The sequence below is a fragment of the Frigoribacterium sp. CFBP 8751 genome (assembly GCF_014841545.1).
Taxonomy (GTDB): domain Bacteria; phylum Actinomycetota; class Actinomycetes; order Actinomycetales; family Microbacteriaceae; genus Frigoribacterium.
The window spans coordinates 269,169-285,479 of the sequence record NZ_JACYUB010000001.1; the positions used below are offsets into that span (position 1 = coordinate 269,169).

Annotated in this window: 12 protein-coding genes and 1 tRNA gene; 6 read left to right on the forward strand and 7 right to left on the reverse strand. The window is 67.2% G+C overall.

Going from position 1 to position 16,311, the window contains the following annotated elements; translation table 11 throughout:
- Positions 1-199 precede the first annotated feature (199 nt).
- A complete protein-coding gene (locus tag IFT88_RS01385) occupies positions 200-1,045 on the forward strand; it encodes a serine protein kinase RIO (RefSeq protein WP_192118463.1) in 846 nt (281 codons plus the stop codon).
- A 371-nt stretch (positions 1,046-1,416) separates the two neighbouring features.
- Here IFT88_RS01385 and IFT88_RS01390 read toward each other — a convergent pair whose 3' ends face one another.
- A complete protein-coding gene (locus IFT88_RS01390; RefSeq protein WP_056228151.1) occupies positions 1,417-2,415 on the reverse strand; it encodes an NAD(+)/NADH kinase in 999 nt (332 codons plus the stop codon).
- Positions 2,416-2,610: 195 nt separating this feature from the next.
- Between IFT88_RS01390 and IFT88_RS01395 the strand changes: the two genes are divergently transcribed.
- Both IFT88_RS01395 and IFT88_RS01400 read left to right on the forward strand, forming a co-directional pair.
- Positions 2,611-5,100 (forward strand): ATP-dependent Clp protease ATP-binding subunit, encoded by a 2,490-nt coding sequence (locus IFT88_RS01395; protein WP_043594568.1) that lies wholly within the window; start codon positions 2,611-2,613, stop codon positions 5,098-5,100.
- Positions 5,101-5,291: 191 nt separating this feature from the next.
- Complete coding sequence (locus IFT88_RS01400; RefSeq protein WP_192118466.1) at positions 5,292-5,879, forward strand: amino-acid N-acetyltransferase; 588 nt, start codon at positions 5,292-5,294, stop codon at positions 5,877-5,879.
- A 133-nt stretch (positions 5,880-6,012) separates the two neighbouring features.
- Here the strand turns inward: IFT88_RS01400 and IFT88_RS01405 are convergent, their stop codons facing one another.
- The 4 genes from IFT88_RS01405 to IFT88_RS01420 form a co-directional block, all read right to left on the reverse strand.
- Positions 6,013-6,531 (reverse strand): dehydrogenase, encoded by a 519-nt coding sequence (locus IFT88_RS01405; RefSeq protein WP_342212044.1) that lies wholly within the window; start codon positions 6,529-6,531, stop codon positions 6,013-6,015.
- A 13-nt stretch (positions 6,532-6,544) separates the two neighbouring features.
- A complete protein-coding gene (locus IFT88_RS01410) occupies positions 6,545-7,225 on the reverse strand; it encodes a hypothetical protein (protein ID WP_192118467.1) in 681 nt (226 codons plus the stop codon).
- Positions 7,226-7,839: 614 nt separating this feature from the next.
- Positions 7,840-9,204, reverse strand: coding sequence for a DNA repair protein RadA (gene radA / locus IFT88_RS01415; protein WP_192118469.1), 1,365 nt, complete (start codon positions 9,202-9,204; stop codon positions 7,840-7,842).
- A 9-nt stretch (positions 9,205-9,213) separates the two neighbouring features.
- A complete protein-coding gene (locus IFT88_RS01420) occupies positions 9,214-10,140 on the reverse strand; it encodes an SGNH/GDSL hydrolase family protein (RefSeq protein WP_192118471.1) in 927 nt (308 codons plus the stop codon).
- A 137-nt stretch (positions 10,141-10,277) separates the two neighbouring features.
- Here IFT88_RS01420 and IFT88_RS01425 point away from each other — a divergent pair.
- Together IFT88_RS01425 and IFT88_RS01430 are read left to right on the forward strand one after the other, a co-directional pair.
- A tRNA-Ser gene (locus tag IFT88_RS01425) sits at positions 10,278-10,368 on the forward strand.
- 318 nt (positions 10,369-10,686) lie between these two features.
- Entirely contained in the window at positions 10,687-10,854 is a 168-nt protein-coding gene (locus IFT88_RS01430; RefSeq protein WP_192118473.1) for a hypothetical protein, read from the forward strand.
- A gap of 266 nt (positions 10,855-11,120) precedes the next feature.
- Here IFT88_RS01430 and IFT88_RS01435 read toward each other — a convergent pair whose 3' ends face one another.
- Complete coding sequence (locus tag IFT88_RS01435) at positions 11,121-13,607, reverse strand: P-loop NTPase fold protein (protein ID WP_192118475.1); 2,487 nt, start codon at positions 13,605-13,607, stop codon at positions 11,121-11,123.
- Between the two features lie 531 nt (positions 13,608-14,138).
- On the opposite strand from IFT88_RS01435, the gene IFT88_RS01440 reads away from it, so the two are divergent.
- Positions 14,139-14,867 (forward strand): DUF3800 domain-containing protein, encoded by a 729-nt coding sequence (locus IFT88_RS01440; protein ID WP_192118477.1) that lies wholly within the window; start codon positions 14,139-14,141, stop codon positions 14,865-14,867.
- Between the two features lie 572 nt (positions 14,868-15,439).
- Here the strand turns inward: IFT88_RS01440 and IFT88_RS01445 are convergent.
- Entirely contained in the window at positions 15,440-15,982 is a 543-nt protein-coding gene (locus IFT88_RS01445) for a hypothetical protein (protein WP_192118479.1), read from the reverse strand.
- Positions 15,983-16,311 lie beyond the last annotated feature (329 nt).

Sequence of the window (16,311 nt, forward strand, 5' to 3'; positions counted from 1 at the left end):
GCGGCGCGGTACCGTGAGCGGACCAGGGCCACGAGCTGGCCGGGCCACGAGACACTCCACGAGAGGGGTGATGAGCATGACTGCCGTCAACGCACGCCACGCGTACCCCACTCACCCCGAGACCCTCCGCCCGTAGCGACAGTCGCGCGACGCTCGTCGCGCCCACCGGGCCGGTCTCACGCCTCCCCTGGAGCACCGCTTGACCTTCTCCGACGATTTCGTCGTACCCACCTTCTCCGCCGTCGATCCCGACGCCGACCAGCGCTGGTCCACCTGGCCGGCCGCCACCCCCACCGAACGCGGGCCCCGGCCGTGGCCCGATTGGGTCGTCACCTCCGCCGCCGCGATCGACACCGAGCTCGGCGTCGTCAAGTCCGGCAAGGAGGCCGACGTCCACCTGATCGACCGAGCCGTGCCGGCGGACGTCGTTCTGGGCGCCGGTGACGGAGCCCGCGCCTCCTTACTGGCCGCGAAGCGGTACCGCGGGCCTGAGCAGAGCGACTTCCACCGTTCGTCCGAGTACCGCGAGGGCCGTCGCGTGCGCAACACCCGCGACGGCCGGGCGATGGCACGCGGGTCGGCCCACGGGCGCCGGGTGCAGGCCGGACTCTGGGCCGCGGCCGAGTTCGACGCGCTCTGCCGCATGCACTCCCTCGGCGTCGCCGTGCCGTACCCGGTGCAGATCAGCGGCACCGAGATCCTGATGGAGTTCATCGGGCACGGGGTCGAAGCCGCGCCACGCCTCGCCCAGGTCAAGGACGACGGCGCCACCCTCTGGCCGCTGTTCGAGCAGGTGCACGAGATCGTGATCGGCTTCGCCCGGGCCGGCTTCGCGCACGGGGACCTCTCGCCGTACAACCTGCTCGTCCACGACGGACGGGTCGTCGCCATCGACGTGCCCCAGCTCGTCGACGTCGCGAGCAACCCGACCGGCGTCGAGCTGCTCGAACGCGACTGCCGCAACGTCTGCGCCTGGTTCGCCCGGCGCGGGTTCGTCCGCGACCCCGAGCAGGTCTTCGCCGAGGCGCTGGGCGAGGTGTACTAGGCGGGGCGGGCCGGGGGCCGGGGGCCGGAGTCGGGGCCGGGGCCGGGGGTCGGGCCGGGGCCAGGGCAGGGCGGGCGTGTTCGTATGAGTCGGGCGGCCGCGACCGCCCGCCGAGGCCGAAGCCGCCCGGGTTCGTGCCGGGGCCGGGCCCGGGGCCGGGGCCGGGGGCCAGAGCAGGGCGGGCGTGTTCGTGTGAGTCGGGCGTCCGCGACCGCCCGCCGAGGCCGAAGCCGCCCGGGTTCGCGGCGGCCGAGCGGCCGGGCCGCACGACGGCGGCAGAGCGCAGGAGGCGCGGCGCGCGACCACCGCGCACCGCGCCTCCTGAAGGCGGGTGCGTCGGTGCCCGGGGCTGATGCCCCCGGGCGGCCGCGTCAGTGCAGGGGGCTGATGCCGGTGACGGCGGTGTCGTCGTCGTGGGCGACACCGGCGAGGCCGCCGGCGCGTTCGGCGCGTTCGCGGAAGCGGGCCCGGACGTCGGTCGGGACGAGCTCGAGCAACTGGTCTTCTCTCAGCGGCAGGTCGAGCAGGCTGAGCTTGAGGCGGCCCTTGCGGCCGTGCCGGTCGGCGTCGAGCCGGATCACCTGGCCCGCGTCACGCCGCAGCACGAGCTTGATCACGCAGCCCTCGCTGACGTCGGCGACCACGCGGCCGTCGACCTCGAGCGCCGCCGAGTGCGTGCCGTCGCCGATCTCGAACCGCAGCTGCTCGCGCGGGCCGAGGACGACCGAGCGGTCGATGCCCGACATCGGCGCCACCGGGGTGACCACGACGGCGGCGATCGCGGGCGACAGGATCGGCCCGCCCGCGGCGTAGTTGTAGGCGGTCGAGCCGGCCGGCGTCGCCGCGACGATCGCGTCGGCCTTGTAGTAGCCGTAGGGCGTCTCGTCGAGCACGAGGTCTGCCGAGACGACGCCCTCGCCCGGGCGGCGGGCCACCGAGGCGTCGTTGAAGGCCAGGTAGGTGTTCTCGAAGCCGGTCGTCGAGTGCGTGACCTCGAGGGCGTGGTGCGGTTCGAGCGAGAACTGCTTCTGGCCGACGCGGTCGAGCGCTTCGGGCAACTCGTGCGGCTCGACCTCGACCAGGAAGCCCACGTTGCCGTAGTTGACACCCAGCACGGGCACGGGACGTTCGGCGACGAGCCGCATCGCGCCCAGCATCGTGCCGTCGCCGCCGAGGGCCACCACGACGGTGACGCGCTCGCGGAAGGTGCGCTCGTCGACCAGCTCGACGCCGTCGCCGACCCGGGCCGCGTCGCTCGTCATGGCGACGAGGTGCGCCTGTGAGCGGGTCGTCCAGCCGCGGATGATCTCGACGCTGTCGAGCACCGACTTCGTGGGGTGCGGAACGAGGCCGACCGTGAACTTGCCCATGGACGCGAGGCTAGCCGCCACCCCTGTCAGCGCGCCCTGTCAGCCCGCCTGCGCACTGCTCTATGCCCCCAGCGAACAGGGGCAGATTAAGCCGCGGGGCCTGGTTACTCTCTCTGTAAACCGGTGCCGAACCCTGCGGGCGCCAGATGCACATTCGGTGGCGACAACCACCCCGCCACCTAGGGAGCAAAGAAGATGTTCGAGAGATTCACCGACCGTGCCCGTCGCGTCGTCGTCCTCGCCCAAGAAGAGGCGAAGATGCTGAACCACAACTACATCGGCACCGAGCACATCCTGCTCGGTCTGATCCACGAGGGCGAAGGCGTCGCCGCCAAGGCCCTCGAGTCGCTGGGCATCTCGCTCGACGCCGTGCGCGAGCAGGTGCAAGACATCATCGGCCAGGGCCAGCAGCAGCCGACCGGCCACATCCCCTTCACGCCTCGTGCGAAGAAGGTCCTCGAGTTGAGCCTGCGCGAGGCGCTGCAGCTCGGCCACAACTACATCGGCACCGAGCACATCCTGCTCGGCCTCATCCGCGAGGGTGAAGGAGTCGCCGCCCAGGTGCTCGTGAAGCTCGGCGCCGACCTCAACCGGGTCCGCCAGCAGGTCATCCAGCTCCTCTCCGGCTACCAGGGGAAAGAGGCGGTGGCCGTGGGCGGCGAACAGACCCAGGGCGCGCAGGGCGGCAGCCAGGTGCTCGACCAGTTCGGTCGCAACCTGACGCAGGCCGCGCGCGACAACAAGCTCGACCCGGTCATCGGGCGCGAGAAAGAGATGGAGCGGGTCATGCAGATCCTCTCCCGTCGCTCGAAGAACAACCCCGTCCTGATCGGTGAGCCCGGCGTCGGCAAGACCGCCGTCGTCGAGGGCCTGGCCCAGGCGATCGTCAAGGGCGAGGTCCCCGAGACCCTGAAGGACAAGCAGCTCTACTCGCTCGACCTCGGTTCGCTCATCGCCGGCAGCCGCTACCGCGGTGACTTCGAGGAGCGCCTGAAGAAGGTCACCAAAGAGATCCGCACGCGCGGCGACATCATCGTCTTCATCGACGAGATCCACACCCTCGTGGGTGCGGGTGCCGCCGAGGGCGCCATCGACGCCGCGTCGATCCTCAAGCCGCTGCTCGCCCGTGGCGAGCTGCAGACGATCGGTGCGACCACGCTCGACGAGTACCGCAAGCACTTCGAGAAGGACGCCGCGCTCGAGCGCCGCTTCCAGCCCGTCCAGGTCAACGAGCCCTCGCTGCCCCACGCGATCAACATCCTCAAGGGGCTGCGCGACAAGTACGAGGCCTTCCACAAGGTGTCCATCACCGACGGCGCCATCGTCGCGGCGGCGAACCTCGCCGACCGTTACGTCAGCGACCGCTTCCTGCCCGACAAGGCCATCGACCTGATCGACGAGGCCGGCGCCCGCCTGCGTCTGTCGATCCTGTCCGCGCCGCCCGAGCTGCGCGAGTTCGACGAGCGCATCGCCGGCGTCCGCGGCCAGAAAGAGGGCGCGATCGAGGACCAGGACTTCGAGAAGGCCGCCTCGCTGCGCGACGAAGAGAAGAAGCTGCTCGGTGAGCGCCTCCGTCTCGAGAAGACGTGGCGTTCGGGCGAGGCCGGAGCCGGCGGAACCGTCGACGAGGGCATCATCGCCGAGGTCCTGGCCCAGGCCACGGGCATCCCGGTCTTCAAGCTCACCGAAGAAGAGACCTCGCGTCTCGTCTTCATGGAGAAGGCCCTGCACCAGCGCGTCATCGGACAAGAGCAGGCCATCGCGGCCCTCTCGAAGACCATCCGCCGCACGCGTGCCGGCCTGAAGGACCCCAAGCGTCCCTCGGGTTCGTTCATCTTCGCCGGGCCCACGGGCGTCGGCAAGACCGAGCTGGCCAAGGCGCTCGCCGAGTTCCTGTTCGATGACGAGGGCGCGCTGATCTCGCTCGACATGTCCGAGTACGGCGAGAAGCACACCGTCTCGCGTCTGTTCGGTGCCCCTCCCGGGTTCGTCGGCTTCGAAGAGGGCGGGCAGCTGACCGAGAAGGTCCGCCGCAAGCCGTTCTCCGTGGTGCTGTTCGACGAGATCGAGAAGGCCCACCCCGACATCTTCAACTCGCTGTTGCAGGTGCTCGAAGAGGGTCGTCTCACCGACGGTCAGGGTCGTGTCGTCGACTTCAAGAACACGGTCATCATCATGACGACCAACCTCGGCACGAAGGACATCACCGGCGGCCCCGTCGGCTTCCAGATCGAGGGCGACACGGCGACCTCCTACGAGCGCATGCGTTCGAAGGTCACCGAAGAGCTCAAGAAGCACTTCAAGCCCGAGTTCCTGAACCGCGTCGACGAGACGATCGTGTTCCCGCAGCTCAACCAAGAAGAGCTGCTGCAGATCGTCGACCTGTTCATCAAGCGCCTGTCCGACCGTCTGCTCGACCGCGACATGACGGCCGTCCTCTCGCAGTCCGCGAAAGAGCGGCTCATCGAGATCGGGTTCGACCCGTCGCTCGGTGCCCGGCCGCTGCGTCGTGCCATCCAGCACGAGGTCGAAGACCGCCTGTCCGAGCGCATCCTCCAGGGTGAGCTCAACGCGGGCGACCACGTCCAGGTCGACTTCGTCGACGGAGAGTTCACCTTCGCCACCTCGCGTCAGCCGGGTCGCGAAGAGGTCCTCGTGGGCGACGCCCCCGAGATCGAGAGCTAGGCGCGACACCAGCACGACAGCAACACCGGCACGACGGCAACACCGAAGGAGGCGCGGGTCGCCTTCGACGCCCGGGGCGGTCTTCCACGACGGAGGCCGCCCTTCGGCGTACCCGGGGCCGGGTCGCGAACGCGTCGCTAGGCTGGGCGGCGGCCCGCGCCTCCTCGGGTCGTGGTCTTCGAGGGAGTCCCATGTCAGACGCGGCAGACGCGCCCACCGGTGTCGACGGGCTCGGCGGGGCCGACCGGCTCGGCGGGGCCGACCGGCACGGCATCACGGTGCGGAACGCGGTCGTCAGCGACGTGCCGCACATCCAGCGGCTGTGCGAGCCGTTCGTGCAGAAGCGCATCCTGCTCGGCAAGGACCTCGTGACGCTGTACGGCGACGTGCAGGAGTTCCAGATCGCGGTCGGGCCCGACGGGGTGCCGATCGGTTGCGGTGCGCTGCACGTCATGTGGGACGACCTGGCCGAGGTGCGCACGCTCGCCCTCGACGCCGCCTGGATTCGCAAGGGGGTCGGCCACCGCCTCCTCGAGTCGCTCGAAGGGGCAGCCCGCAAGCTCGAGATCGGCCGGCTGTTCTGCCTGACGTTCGAGGTCGACTTCTTCGAGAAGCACGGGTACCTCAACGTGGGCGACGAAGGGCTCGTGCCGCCGGACGTCTACGGCGAGCTCGTCCGGTCGACCGACGAAGGTGTGGCGGAGTTCCTCGACCTGGCCCGGGTGAAGCCGAACACGTTGGGCAACTCGCGGATGCTGAAGGCGCTGCCCGCGCTGTAGTCGTTCGCGAACTCGCGCACGAACTCGCGTTCGCTGCGGCCGGTCGAGTGGTCGCGAATCGTCCCTCGTCGCGCCGGGAAGGACGATTCGGGACCACTCGACCCGCGCCTCCTGGGCTCTGGGGGCTCCGGCGCTAGCCGAGGGCCTTGAGGAGGTCTTCCGGGTTGGCGGCCATGGTGTGCGGGCCGGCGATGTCGAAGAAGACCTGCTCGATGACGTCGAGGTGGGCCTCGAGGAAGGCGCGCAGCGAGAGCGCGTCGTAGAGCATGACCTGGCGGTTCGGGTCGTCGGGGACCATCGCGGCGTAGGTGTCGTCCGACGAGAAGAGCAGCAGGATGCGCTTGTCGGTGTTCTCGCGGCCGAAGACACGGACCTGGTCGCCTTCGTCGGGGAGGGCTCCGTCGTCGGGGCCGCCGGTCGAGGGTGCGGCGTCGGCGGTGTCGTTCGTGGCGCTCGCGTCGGTCGGCAGCACGAGCTTCGGGACGACGACCACGTCGTGACGCAGGGCGAAGGCGACGGCGGCGGCGTCCTGGGCGGCGAGGGCCAGCTCGAGCGACTCGGAGCGGAAGGTGCCGTTGCGATCGGCCGGGTCGACGGGCTCGCGGGGGTCTACGGGCTCGGAGGGCGTGGGGGCAGCAGGGGTGGCGTTCACGGGTGGGTCACTGTCAGTTCAGGATCATCTGGGCGGTGTCGGCGGAGGTGATGTCGCCGACCGAGACGGCGAGGCGGTAGGTCGCGCCGCCGGCGGTGACGGGCTCACGCGAGGTCGACTCGCAGGTGTCGGCGGACGAGCGCGTGCGGTCCCAGGCGATGGGGGGAGTGCTGAGGGTCTGGCCGGCGGTGAGCGTGACGACCTGGTTGGTGCCGTTGACCTGGCAGTCCTTCGACGACCAGTACTGCTCTTCGCCGCTCGTGACGACGAGCGTCTGCTGCGCCGAGCCGAGGTCGATCGAGCAGTCGGAGCGACCCGAGTTGGTGATCGACATCGAGATCTGCGGCAGTTCGGTCGCGGCGTAGCTCGTCTTGTCGGTGACCGGCTTCAGTTCGATGTCGCGGGTCGAGCAGGTCGCGGCGTCGGAGGCGCCCTCGGTCGAGGTGTCGGCCGGGTCGGCGGTGGCGTCAGCCGCAGGGGCGGTCTCGGTGGCGGCCGGTTCGCTGGGGGCGGCATCGGCAGGGGGTGCGGAGGTCGTCGCGGCGGCACCGGGTTCTGCCGAGCCGGACCCGGGTCGGACGACGATCAACACGATGATGACCACGACCGCGATCAGACCGAGCGCGAGCACCGCACGACGACGCCAGTAGACCGAGGGCGGTTGCGGCCCGACCGGGTTCTTGAACGTCGACATGGGCACAGGTTAAGGGCCGGTCAGGGGGTTGGCCGGGACCAGCGCGGCGTGTGGGCTGAGAATCCGCGTGGAGCGGGGTGCAGGGGCCTGGTGAGGCCGCCGACCCGGGTGTACCCCGGTGCGGGCTCTGCCGGGTTGGTGCGGGGGATCGGGTGGTCGGGACGTGGGGCCGAGTGGGCAGAAGATGCTCGTCGTGGGCGAGGGAGGAGCATCTTCTGCCCACTCGTGCCCTGGCCTCGTGTGGGACGGGCCGGTGTGTGTGGCTCTGGTTCTGGAGGCGCGGGTCGAGTGGTCGCAGATCGTCCTGCGGGTGCGTCGGAAGGACGGTTCGGGACCACTCGGCGGGTGTGTGCTCGTGGGCGCGAAGGTGCGGGTGTGGGTTCGGGCGTCGAGTGGGCGGAAGGTGCTCGTCAGGTGCGTGGGAGCCGCATCTTCTGCCCACCCGCGCCCGGTGTCGGACGTGCTGGATCGGGCGCCCGCCGGCCGGGCCCGGCCCCTGGCCCGGGTCAGGAATCGCGGGACGCGTCAGCACGCCCGCGTCGGCCTCGGGTCAAGTGGTGCGGGTCGGGCCGAGAGACGGGGGTCCCGGGTCAGGAGGCGCGGGTCGACTCGACTCAGAAGGCCCGGTCGAGCTCGCGGTCGCGTTCGGAGCCCGCGGCGCTGAACGCCCGACGGAGCGCTTCGCGTAGGTTGCCCGATTCGGCGTCGACGAGCTGGGTGAAGCCGAGGCGTCGGGCTTCGGAGGCGCGTTGTTTGGGGGAGGAGACGGGGCGGATCTCGCCGGCGAGGCTGATCTCGCCGACGGCGGCCATGGTCTGGGGGAAGGGTTTCTCGCGGCTGGCGCTGGCGAGGGCGAGGGCGATGGCGAGGTCGGCGCCGGGTTCGGTGATCTTGATGCCACCGACGGTGCTGACGTAGACGTCGGCGTCGCCGAGGCGGATGCCGGCGCGGCGTTCGAGCACGGCGAGCAGCATGGCGACGCGGGACGAGTCGACGCCGTTGACGACGCGGCGGGGTTGGGGTGTCGAGCTGGCGACGATGAGCGCCTGGACCTCGACGGGCAGGGCCCGGCGGCCTTCCATGGCGACGGTGATGCAGGTGCCGCTGACGGGGGTGCCGTTGCGCGACATGAAGAGGCCGCTGGGGTCGGCGACCTCGGCGATGCCGTCGCCGGTCATCTCGAAGCAGCCGACCTCGTCGGTGGGTCCGAAGCGGTTCTTGTGGGCGCGGATGAAGCGGAGGGCGGTCTGCCGGTCGCCTTCGAACTGGCAGACGACGTCGACGAGGTGTTCGAGCAGGCGCGGGCCGGCGATCGTCCCGTCTTTCGTCACGTGCCCCACCAGCAGGACGGGCAGATTGCGGTCTTTGCTGACGCGGATGAGGGTCGACGCCACTTCGCGCACCTGGGAGGTGCCGCCGGCGATGCCGTCGATGGTCGAGGACGAGACGGTCTGCACCGAGTCGACGATGACGAGTTGGGGGTCGACCTGGTCGATCTGGCCGAGGATCACCGCGAGGTCGACCTCGGCGGCGAGGAAGAGGTTGTCGTGCATGGCCCCGGTGCGTTGGGCGCGGAGGCGGACCTGGGAGGCGCTCTCTTCGGCGGTCACGTAGAGGACGCGGGCGCCGGTGGCGGCGGCGCGGGAGGCGACCTCGAGCAGCAGGGTCGACTTGCCGACGCCTGGCTCGCCGCTGAGCAGGATGGCGGCGCCGGGGACGATGCCCCCGCCGAGGACGCGGTCGAACTCGGCGATGCCGCTGGGCCAGTAGGCGACGCTGTTGGCCTCGACCTGGGTGATGGGTCGGGCGACCCGGTCGCCTTCGACGCGGACCGAGGCGGTGCCGCGGGCGCTGACGAGGGCCGAGGTGACGTCGACGACGGTGCCCCACTTCTGGCACTCGCCGCAGCGCCCGGCCCACTTGAGCGACGTCCACCCGCACTCGGTGCAGCGGAACGGGGGAGTGGTGGTGCGAGCCATGCCGTCAGCCTAGGAGGCGCCCCCGACATCGGCGGAGGCCTCCGTCGGGGACGTGGTCGCGCCTCCTGCGGTGTCCGTCGTCGGGGTGTCGCTGCTGGTGCCGGCAGTCGGGGCCGCGGCTGCCGCGGCCGTGTGGGCCGCGACGGCTTCGGCCTCGCGGGCCTCGTGGGTGGTGGCGGCCTCGTCGGCGGCGATGCGGGCGAGGCGGGCGGCGATGGCGGGTTCGAAGGCGGAGGCCCAGACGCGGTAGCCGCGGTCGTTGGGGTGGAAGAGGTCTCCGGCCGAGTTGCGGTAGGTGCGGAAGAAGCCCTGGCGGCGGGTGGTCTCGTAGAGCGGGGCGACGGTGAGGCCGAACTCGCCGGCGATGCGGTGGACGATGTCGTTGGCCTCGACGAGCTTCTTCTCGCGGTCGGGAATCCACATGGCGGGCAGGTCGCCGACGATCGCGTGTGAGGGCAGGGCGCCGTAGATGACGCGGAGGTTCTTCTCGAACGATTCGGGGTTGAACTGGATGATGTCGTTGGCGCCGATGGCCACGGTGACGACGTCGGGTTCGTATTTCTCGAACTTGGGCAGCTGGTCTTTGCGGCAGAGCCAGGTGGTCGAGCCGCTGACGCTGAGGTTGACGACGCGCAGCGAGGTGTGGCTCTGGCGGCGCATGTATGCGGAGAGGCGGCCGACGTAGCTGCGGGCCGGGCTCGAGGCGCCGATGCCCTGGGCCGCGGAGTCGCCCATCGCGACGTAGAGCAGCTTGCCCTTGCGGTCGAAGCGGTCGCGCCACCAGGCGGAGTGGACGGGCAGCAGGGCGTTCAGGTCGGCGGCGGCGGCATTGCGGCGCTGCATGAAGCGGCTGACGCCGGCGCCGGCGGCGGCCGTGGTGGCGAGGGTGACGCCGACGCCCGAGAGGAAGGCGGTGACGGTGTGGCGTGAGGGCATGGGCCGAGGCTACGCCGGGCTCCGATGCCCGTGCCGGGCGTCTGTGCACCCTGTGCACGACCCCGAGGAGGCGCGGTGCGGTGGACGAGCAATCCCCCGGTTTCGTCCCTGCCGCCGGATGTACTAAACTCGTCCTCGGTACCGTGTCCGAGCGGCCGAAGGATCATGTCTCGAAAACATGTGTGGGGGTTAACTCCACCGTGGGTTCAAATCCCACCGGTACCGCCACAGGCTAGTTCAGCCCTGAAGGCGCCTCGGGTTCAGTGTTCTGGGCCCGAGGCGCCTTTGTTTGTCCGCATTTGGGATGTGCGTTTTCGGGGTGCGGCCGCGAAAAAGATGTGATGCTTTCGGCCTCATTTGGCGGCAATCGGGGTCTCATCTGGCTTTTCGGGATGTGCCAGATATTCGGGCGTTATGCGGAGGGGCCTGACTCACGGTCGGCTTGACGTTCCGCGCGAGACGCTACATCGACCCGACTTCCGAGTGGGTCGTCGTCCCGCTAGAGCGAGTCGTGGGCAGCGTCCGTCCGGGTCGCGCCGAGACTGTGTGACCAACACCTCGTTGCGCACACGCTTTGGCATCCCTGAGAAGGACAATGCGAAGGTCTCCCGCCTCATCCGCACACGAATCATCGAGGGCGTCATCAAGACCTACGACACCTCGGTCGGAGCGAAGGCCCGTTCCTATGTTCCTGACTCGGCGCCGAAGCGCTAATTTGCTTGCACGTCGGTGCGCCCTTTGAAACAGGTGCGACAAAAAGCTTGATCAAAGGCACCTTGCTATCCCAGACTTGCTTGCACCTTTGTTGCAAGTGCCTGCCTCCACAGGCTGGAAACGTCGCCCCGGGCCTGCTCACAGGCCTGTCTCGATTAGGCGTCCTGGACGGCTCCCGAAACGCGACTTTTACCCCGAAGAGCCATCCAGGCCAATCCTAGTGGCCCGATCGCGAGCGCGAGGGGCGCCTGGGTGGGTGACCCCGCTCACGCGTCGCCGATGCTGCGTTCCCTGGCCAGTCCCTCGTTGTCGGCCTTTTCCATCGCCCACTGCTTTAGGGCTCCGCGGACGGTACGTAGGATTTCTTCTCCTGTTGCGGGCGACGAGTTATCTGGGAGGTCGACAAATAGGAAGTTTTCTCCTGATAGCTCGGGCCCGTCGAGGCCTGACGCGAAGGCCAGAAGTGGCTCTTCCCCGAAGGCGTCCACGAGGCTCGAGATCGGGGCCCCGCGGTGCTGCCAAGAGGGCCATGTTCCATAAATAGGGACAAGGAGGGCTGCGGCTTCATCGAGCTTCCACGCGCCGCTGGCGACCTGATGTCGAAGAAATTCTTGGAAACGGGGGAGGTCGATGCGGAACATCTCCCAGACCCGTTTCATCTGAGCCGGCTGATCGACTGAGGGGGCTGGGACGTCGCGGAAATCAGAACGGATGGCGTCGAACGCCTTTGCAGCCAGTTCTCGCAGCTGTGGTGTAATTCGCATCCGGAGTTCTGGCGGCAGTTCATCTCGTCGGATTTCCCGAAGAATGTTGTGCCACTGGTCGGGATGCTGATCGGTCAGGATGAAAAGTTGATCGTGATCCTCTGTGCTCATGGCATAGGTTGCGCGCGAAGCCATCAAGCGAACCTGGGACCTCTCGGGGGCGTCGTCCGGTGATTGCGCGCCATCCCAAAGGACGAGTCGGAGAAATTCCAAGATTGCAGGCCAGTGCATCTCTGAGTCATCGACGGCACGCAGAAGAAGCCTAAGAACGGCCGGGGAGTCCTCCTCCAGCAGGCCTCGTAGAGTGTCCGTGCGTGATGCCATGTCTGGTCCAAGTCGAAGAGAACGTGCTTCGCGGATGACGCGCATGTCGGGGACCTGGCCCGGTGGCAGGTCCGCCCAGACGTAGCGGTCGAAGTACGGCATGACGCCGATGCCCTGGCGTTGAGAGCTTTCTTGGATCGAGGTCGACCCCAACACCGATCGGCCAGATGTGGTCGCGGCCGGGAAGAGAGCGGAGAGAAGATCGGCGACGGCCTCACCGAGCCTTCCTTTGAAACCGAGAGCGGATACCTCGCCCTGGAGGTCGACAGTGGCTTCTGAGGGCTCACGCCAAAGATGCTTCACGCCATGCGCCAAAAGTGCGTCGCGATGGGTCATGACGTACGTCCACGCGGAGGGGGCGACCGTCTTTATCCAGATCGAAAAAACCCAATCCGCGTAGTCCAGTTCCTCCTGGAGCGTGGCGGGTAGACGCTTGACGGCTTGAACAAACCGGTCGGCGAGCCTGACGGTAGTCAAATGCTCAACCAATGAGTAGGTGAGAACTGTTTCGAGCCGCTCGAGAGCAGTCTTGGGCACGGCGAATCCGGCTTGGGCTGGGTAGCCGAGCAGCGGCTCGATGACTCGTTCGGCGATTTGGCCGTCAGTCATGGGCGGCACGTTTATCCGCTGTTCGATCATCTTTTCTAGGTACATGCGTGCACGTACGGGGTCCCGTGCGCCCACCGTGGTGTCAGCGAGCAAGGCCAATACCGTGTCTTCATCGAACGCGAGCACATAGTGCAAGTTGGGGACATTGCCAAGAAGCCGAACGAGCTTGAACAGCATGAGCAGCTCCTCGCTGGTCAGTCGATCCACGTCGTCCACCAGCACACAGACGGGACCAGAAGCCACCATCGCGCTCGTTAGCGTCTCCTCAATGGAGCCGCTGGAACGCCCCGGGTCAATGCGCGAAGCAATGTTGCTCAGTGTCCCGGAAATATCCACGGAGCCAAATTTTGATGACGGGCCAGCAATTTCGAGCAGCTTGACCAGACGCCGCCGGCCGTGCTTTTGGCGGAGCTGTTCCAGTAGCAGTTGCGCGAATCCGGCGTAGAGGGAGTCTTCATCCGAGAACAACCAAGGGTTGAACCGGACGACTCGCACGAAAGCTTCACCCTCCTCCGGAAACTCAAGTGCTTGAGCTGCGCGGTCGAGAACAAACGACTTCCCAGATCCCCACGGACCGACTAGCGCAATTAGTCCACTTACATGGGGCCTGTCGGTGATGCGTCGACGAATCTGGAGGTGCAGATTTTGGGTGAGTCCTGCCCGTCCAAGCTGGTCCTGATCGCCCCATAGGTGCGGCCCCAGAGTGAGACCATTTTCTCCCTGCCGAAGGCCTGGGAACTGTCGCAGAAGGGTGCTTCGGAGGCGTCCGAAGGGAATCGGAATATGGACAGTCGCTTCACCCAGCGCCGCCGAAGAAAGTCCGGGCGCCACGTGCGCTCGAAGTCTGCCGCCAGCGCCCGCGTGGCGACGGCGTACAAGATGGCGGGTGAATGTCCACGCGCGCTCGTCGGTCCGTAGAACTAGAACTGCGTCGTCGGTGGAGCTGAAGTACAGAGCCCAGCGGCTGCTCTCTAGACGCGCTATCCAGGATGCCAATACGGCGGCGCCGAAGACAATCCAGAGGAGCGCGTAGGTCAGCAGGAAGGCTGCGAGCACGGCCCACGGGTGCAGGTGGCCCAACCTATTAGTGGCCCAGAGTGCCGTGATGAACAGGGCTGCACCACCCGCTAGGGCAACGTGAAGTCGGATGATTCCAAGCAAGTGTCGAAGCTCCCAGGTCCCGGCATTCAGGACGCGCGCAACCGTCGGCGCGGGGAGCCCTAGAGAGGAGCTAGAGGGAGCCCCGGGCGGTATAGCCATGTAAATACTCCCATCGAGCCCTCCTCGGCGGTTTGTCGCCGAGCAGGGCATGCGTTCAGAACGGGCCGACAAGTAGCTCAAGGTGGCCCACAAGAATGCATTTCTAGTGCGGCTGGCTGGAATTTGCGGGTGCCCTGCGCTGACCAATCCTTTCCGATGCGCCTACGGGCGGAGACGTTCACCGCCCTAGCCCTGGTGTCCACGACTAGGCGGCGCGCCCTTCCCGTCGCGTGCAAGGTGTAAAGGAGCCGACTCACGCGGTGTTTCCAGGAGGGTGCTCGGGTCGCACTTCGTCCTATGACTGCCTGCCTGTGTGATGATCGTTAGATGCTCCACGCATACATCGACGAGTCTGGTCAGCGCGGACACGGCGAAAAGTCGTCTCCGCATTTCTTGATGTCGGCCGCCGTCGTCCGTGATACAAACCTTGCTGCCGTTCCCCTACGCCTTGACCACCTGCGCAAGGACCTGAAGCGCAACGAGGGGGACTACCTCAGCTGGAAGAACTTCCGCTCTCACGCCGACCGAACCCACATAGCCAAGTCCCTCGGGGGTTTGCGGTGGCTGCGGACAGTCTCCGTAGTCGCTTGCAAACGGCACCTCGATCCGTCAGGGATGAACGAGAGCCAGATGTACCTCTACCAGTTGCGGTTCTTGCTCGAGCGGCTGTCGTGGCTGGCCAAGTCGCAGGGTGAGCAGCTGACCTACACTCTGGCCCATATCCGCCGTTTCAAACTGGAGGATCTGCGCGAATACGAGCACAAGCTTCAGTCCTTAGACACGAGTATTGACTGGCACTTCATTGACGCACGCGGTGGCCGAATTGATCAGCCGCAACGGCTTCAGCCTCTGCAGCTCGCGGATTTAGTGACGTCAGCCACCGCAGCCGCATTCAACCCAGATCGGTACGGCAATACCGAGCAGTCCTACCTGAGGCACCTGAGTGGCCGGATCTACCGCGGCAATGGCAGCGGCGCTGTCGAGAAATACGGTCTGAAGATGCACCCTTGGACCCAAACCACGAAGGCCGCTTATCCATGGATAGCGACCCTGTGAGCGTGTCGACCGGCGATGCCGCGATGCGGGTGCAACTTGACAGCTGCTGACGGCCACCCACGCGTAATCAGATTAACACGCATTTCCTCCGGCCGTAAGTACCTACCGCAGTCCTCCCTGGTCGTCAAGGATGTTCGTCGAGCGTCCGGGATGAGCCGCGCGCTGCGGTCTCAGGGCTCCCTGCCGCCCTGGCTGAGGTAGGGCGCGGCGGCCTAACCTTCGGCGTTGGGGGTGTCGCGCCGAGTTGCCTACCGCATGCGTGGAGCGTTTCGGGCGAGCCCCAGGTGACGGTCTCAGTTCCCGTGCATACCTCCGGGTCTGACAGGGTCGAGGCCTTGAGGCGGCCGCGTGTTCTCGTTTCCTTCGCAGGTCGTCGCCATCTGCGCGCCTCCGGCGTAGTCGGCTCAGAGGGTCTTCGCACGCCATCGGCCTCGTCGAGCACGCCACCGTCGTCGTCCAGACTGTCACTGCAACCGTCCCCGTGCGGCCCCAGCTGGGTGCTTGATGAGTGCCCGTGCCATCACACAGGTGCCGGGAGATCCTCGGAGCGAGACGCTAGGGGGTAAGCCTGGTCACTCCTTGGTCAGGTCTGCCTGAAGGCCCTGCAACAGTTCGTAGGTGGAGCTAGGCACTTGCGTCCCGGGGTGGGTATAGGCGTCTCCCTCGGCTACGAGGGGCGCGTCGAGACCCCGGAAGGTTGCTTCGAAAGAAATCTTGCCGGGCCATCCGGTGCCAAGGGAGCTGTCCTCATCAATGCGGGCCCCAACGGACACACAAAGTGCTTGCAGATTGGATCTTGGGATCACATGAGCCTGCGGCAGGGTCTTGGCTTCGCGGACAAGGTCTATCCGGGAGAAGATCACTCTCGCCGACGTAACGACGTGCACCTCGACAATGTCGCGCGCGTCGTCCACGAATTTGCCTCGCGCAAAGACAATCTTTTCGCCCGCAGCGGCGACGACGAGAGTGCTGAGCAGGTGGGCGTACCAGGGACTATATTTGCGTCCGTTGCCTTCGAGGGCGGCCTGGGAAAAGTAAGCCCCAGGATCGCCGGTGATGCCGAACCTTGTGTCGAGTTCCCTGCTTTGGGCATGGTCCGTCACATTCTGAGTCATCACCACAGCTTGCCCGGGTACCCGCTCGTCGGCTAGGCGAATAACCCAATTCAGTCTTCAGAAGCACGCGGAACATCGCCCCTACGCGATGCCGGTAAGTCCTCCTTAGGCGCCGTTCACTGTTTCCCAAAAATTTGGCACGCACGCCGAAGCGCATGGAGTCGCTCAAGTCAAACTCGCCTAGAGCCCCCGACAGGTCAACCAGGAGCGCTCGGTCCAGATCGCGGGGAATGGCCGGTCGTCCCGCCCTGAGTTCATTGACCTGCTCAGCGGAGGCCGTCGCCGCCCAAGCCGAGTAGGTCTTCCTCGCGACGGAGGTCATGCTCTCT

Excerpts from the sequence above, each read along its gene's own strand:
- IFT88_RS01400 (WP_192118466.1), top strand. The coding sequence starts at position 5,292 with ATGTCAGACGCGGCAGACGCGCCCACCGGTGTCGACGGGCTCGGCGGG.
- IFT88_RS01420 (WP_192118471.1), bottom strand. The coding sequence starts at position 10,140 with ATGCCCTCACGCCACACCGTCACCGCCTTCCTCTCGGGCGTCGGCGTC.
- IFT88_RS01440 (WP_192118477.1), top strand. The coding sequence starts at position 14,139 with ATGCTCCACGCATACATCGACGAGTCTGGTCAGCGCGGACACGGCGAA.
- IFT88_RS01390 (WP_056228151.1), bottom strand. The coding sequence starts at position 2,415 with ATGGGCAAGTTCACGGTCGGCCTCGTTCCGCACCCCACGAAGTCGGTG.
- radA (WP_192118469.1), bottom strand. The coding sequence starts at position 9,204 with ATGGCTCGCACCACCACTCCCCCGTTCCGCTGCACCGAGTGCGGGTGG.
- IFT88_RS01395 (WP_043594568.1), top strand. The coding sequence starts at position 2,611 with ATGTTCGAGAGATTCACCGACCGTGCCCGTCGCGTCGTCGTCCTCGCC.
- IFT88_RS01445 (WP_192118479.1), bottom strand. The coding sequence starts at position 15,982 with ATGACTCAGAATGTGACGGACCATGCCCAAAGCAGGGAACTCGACACA.
- IFT88_RS01410 (WP_192118467.1), bottom strand. The coding sequence starts at position 7,225 with ATGTCGACGTTCAAGAACCCGGTCGGGCCGCAACCGCCCTCGGTCTAC.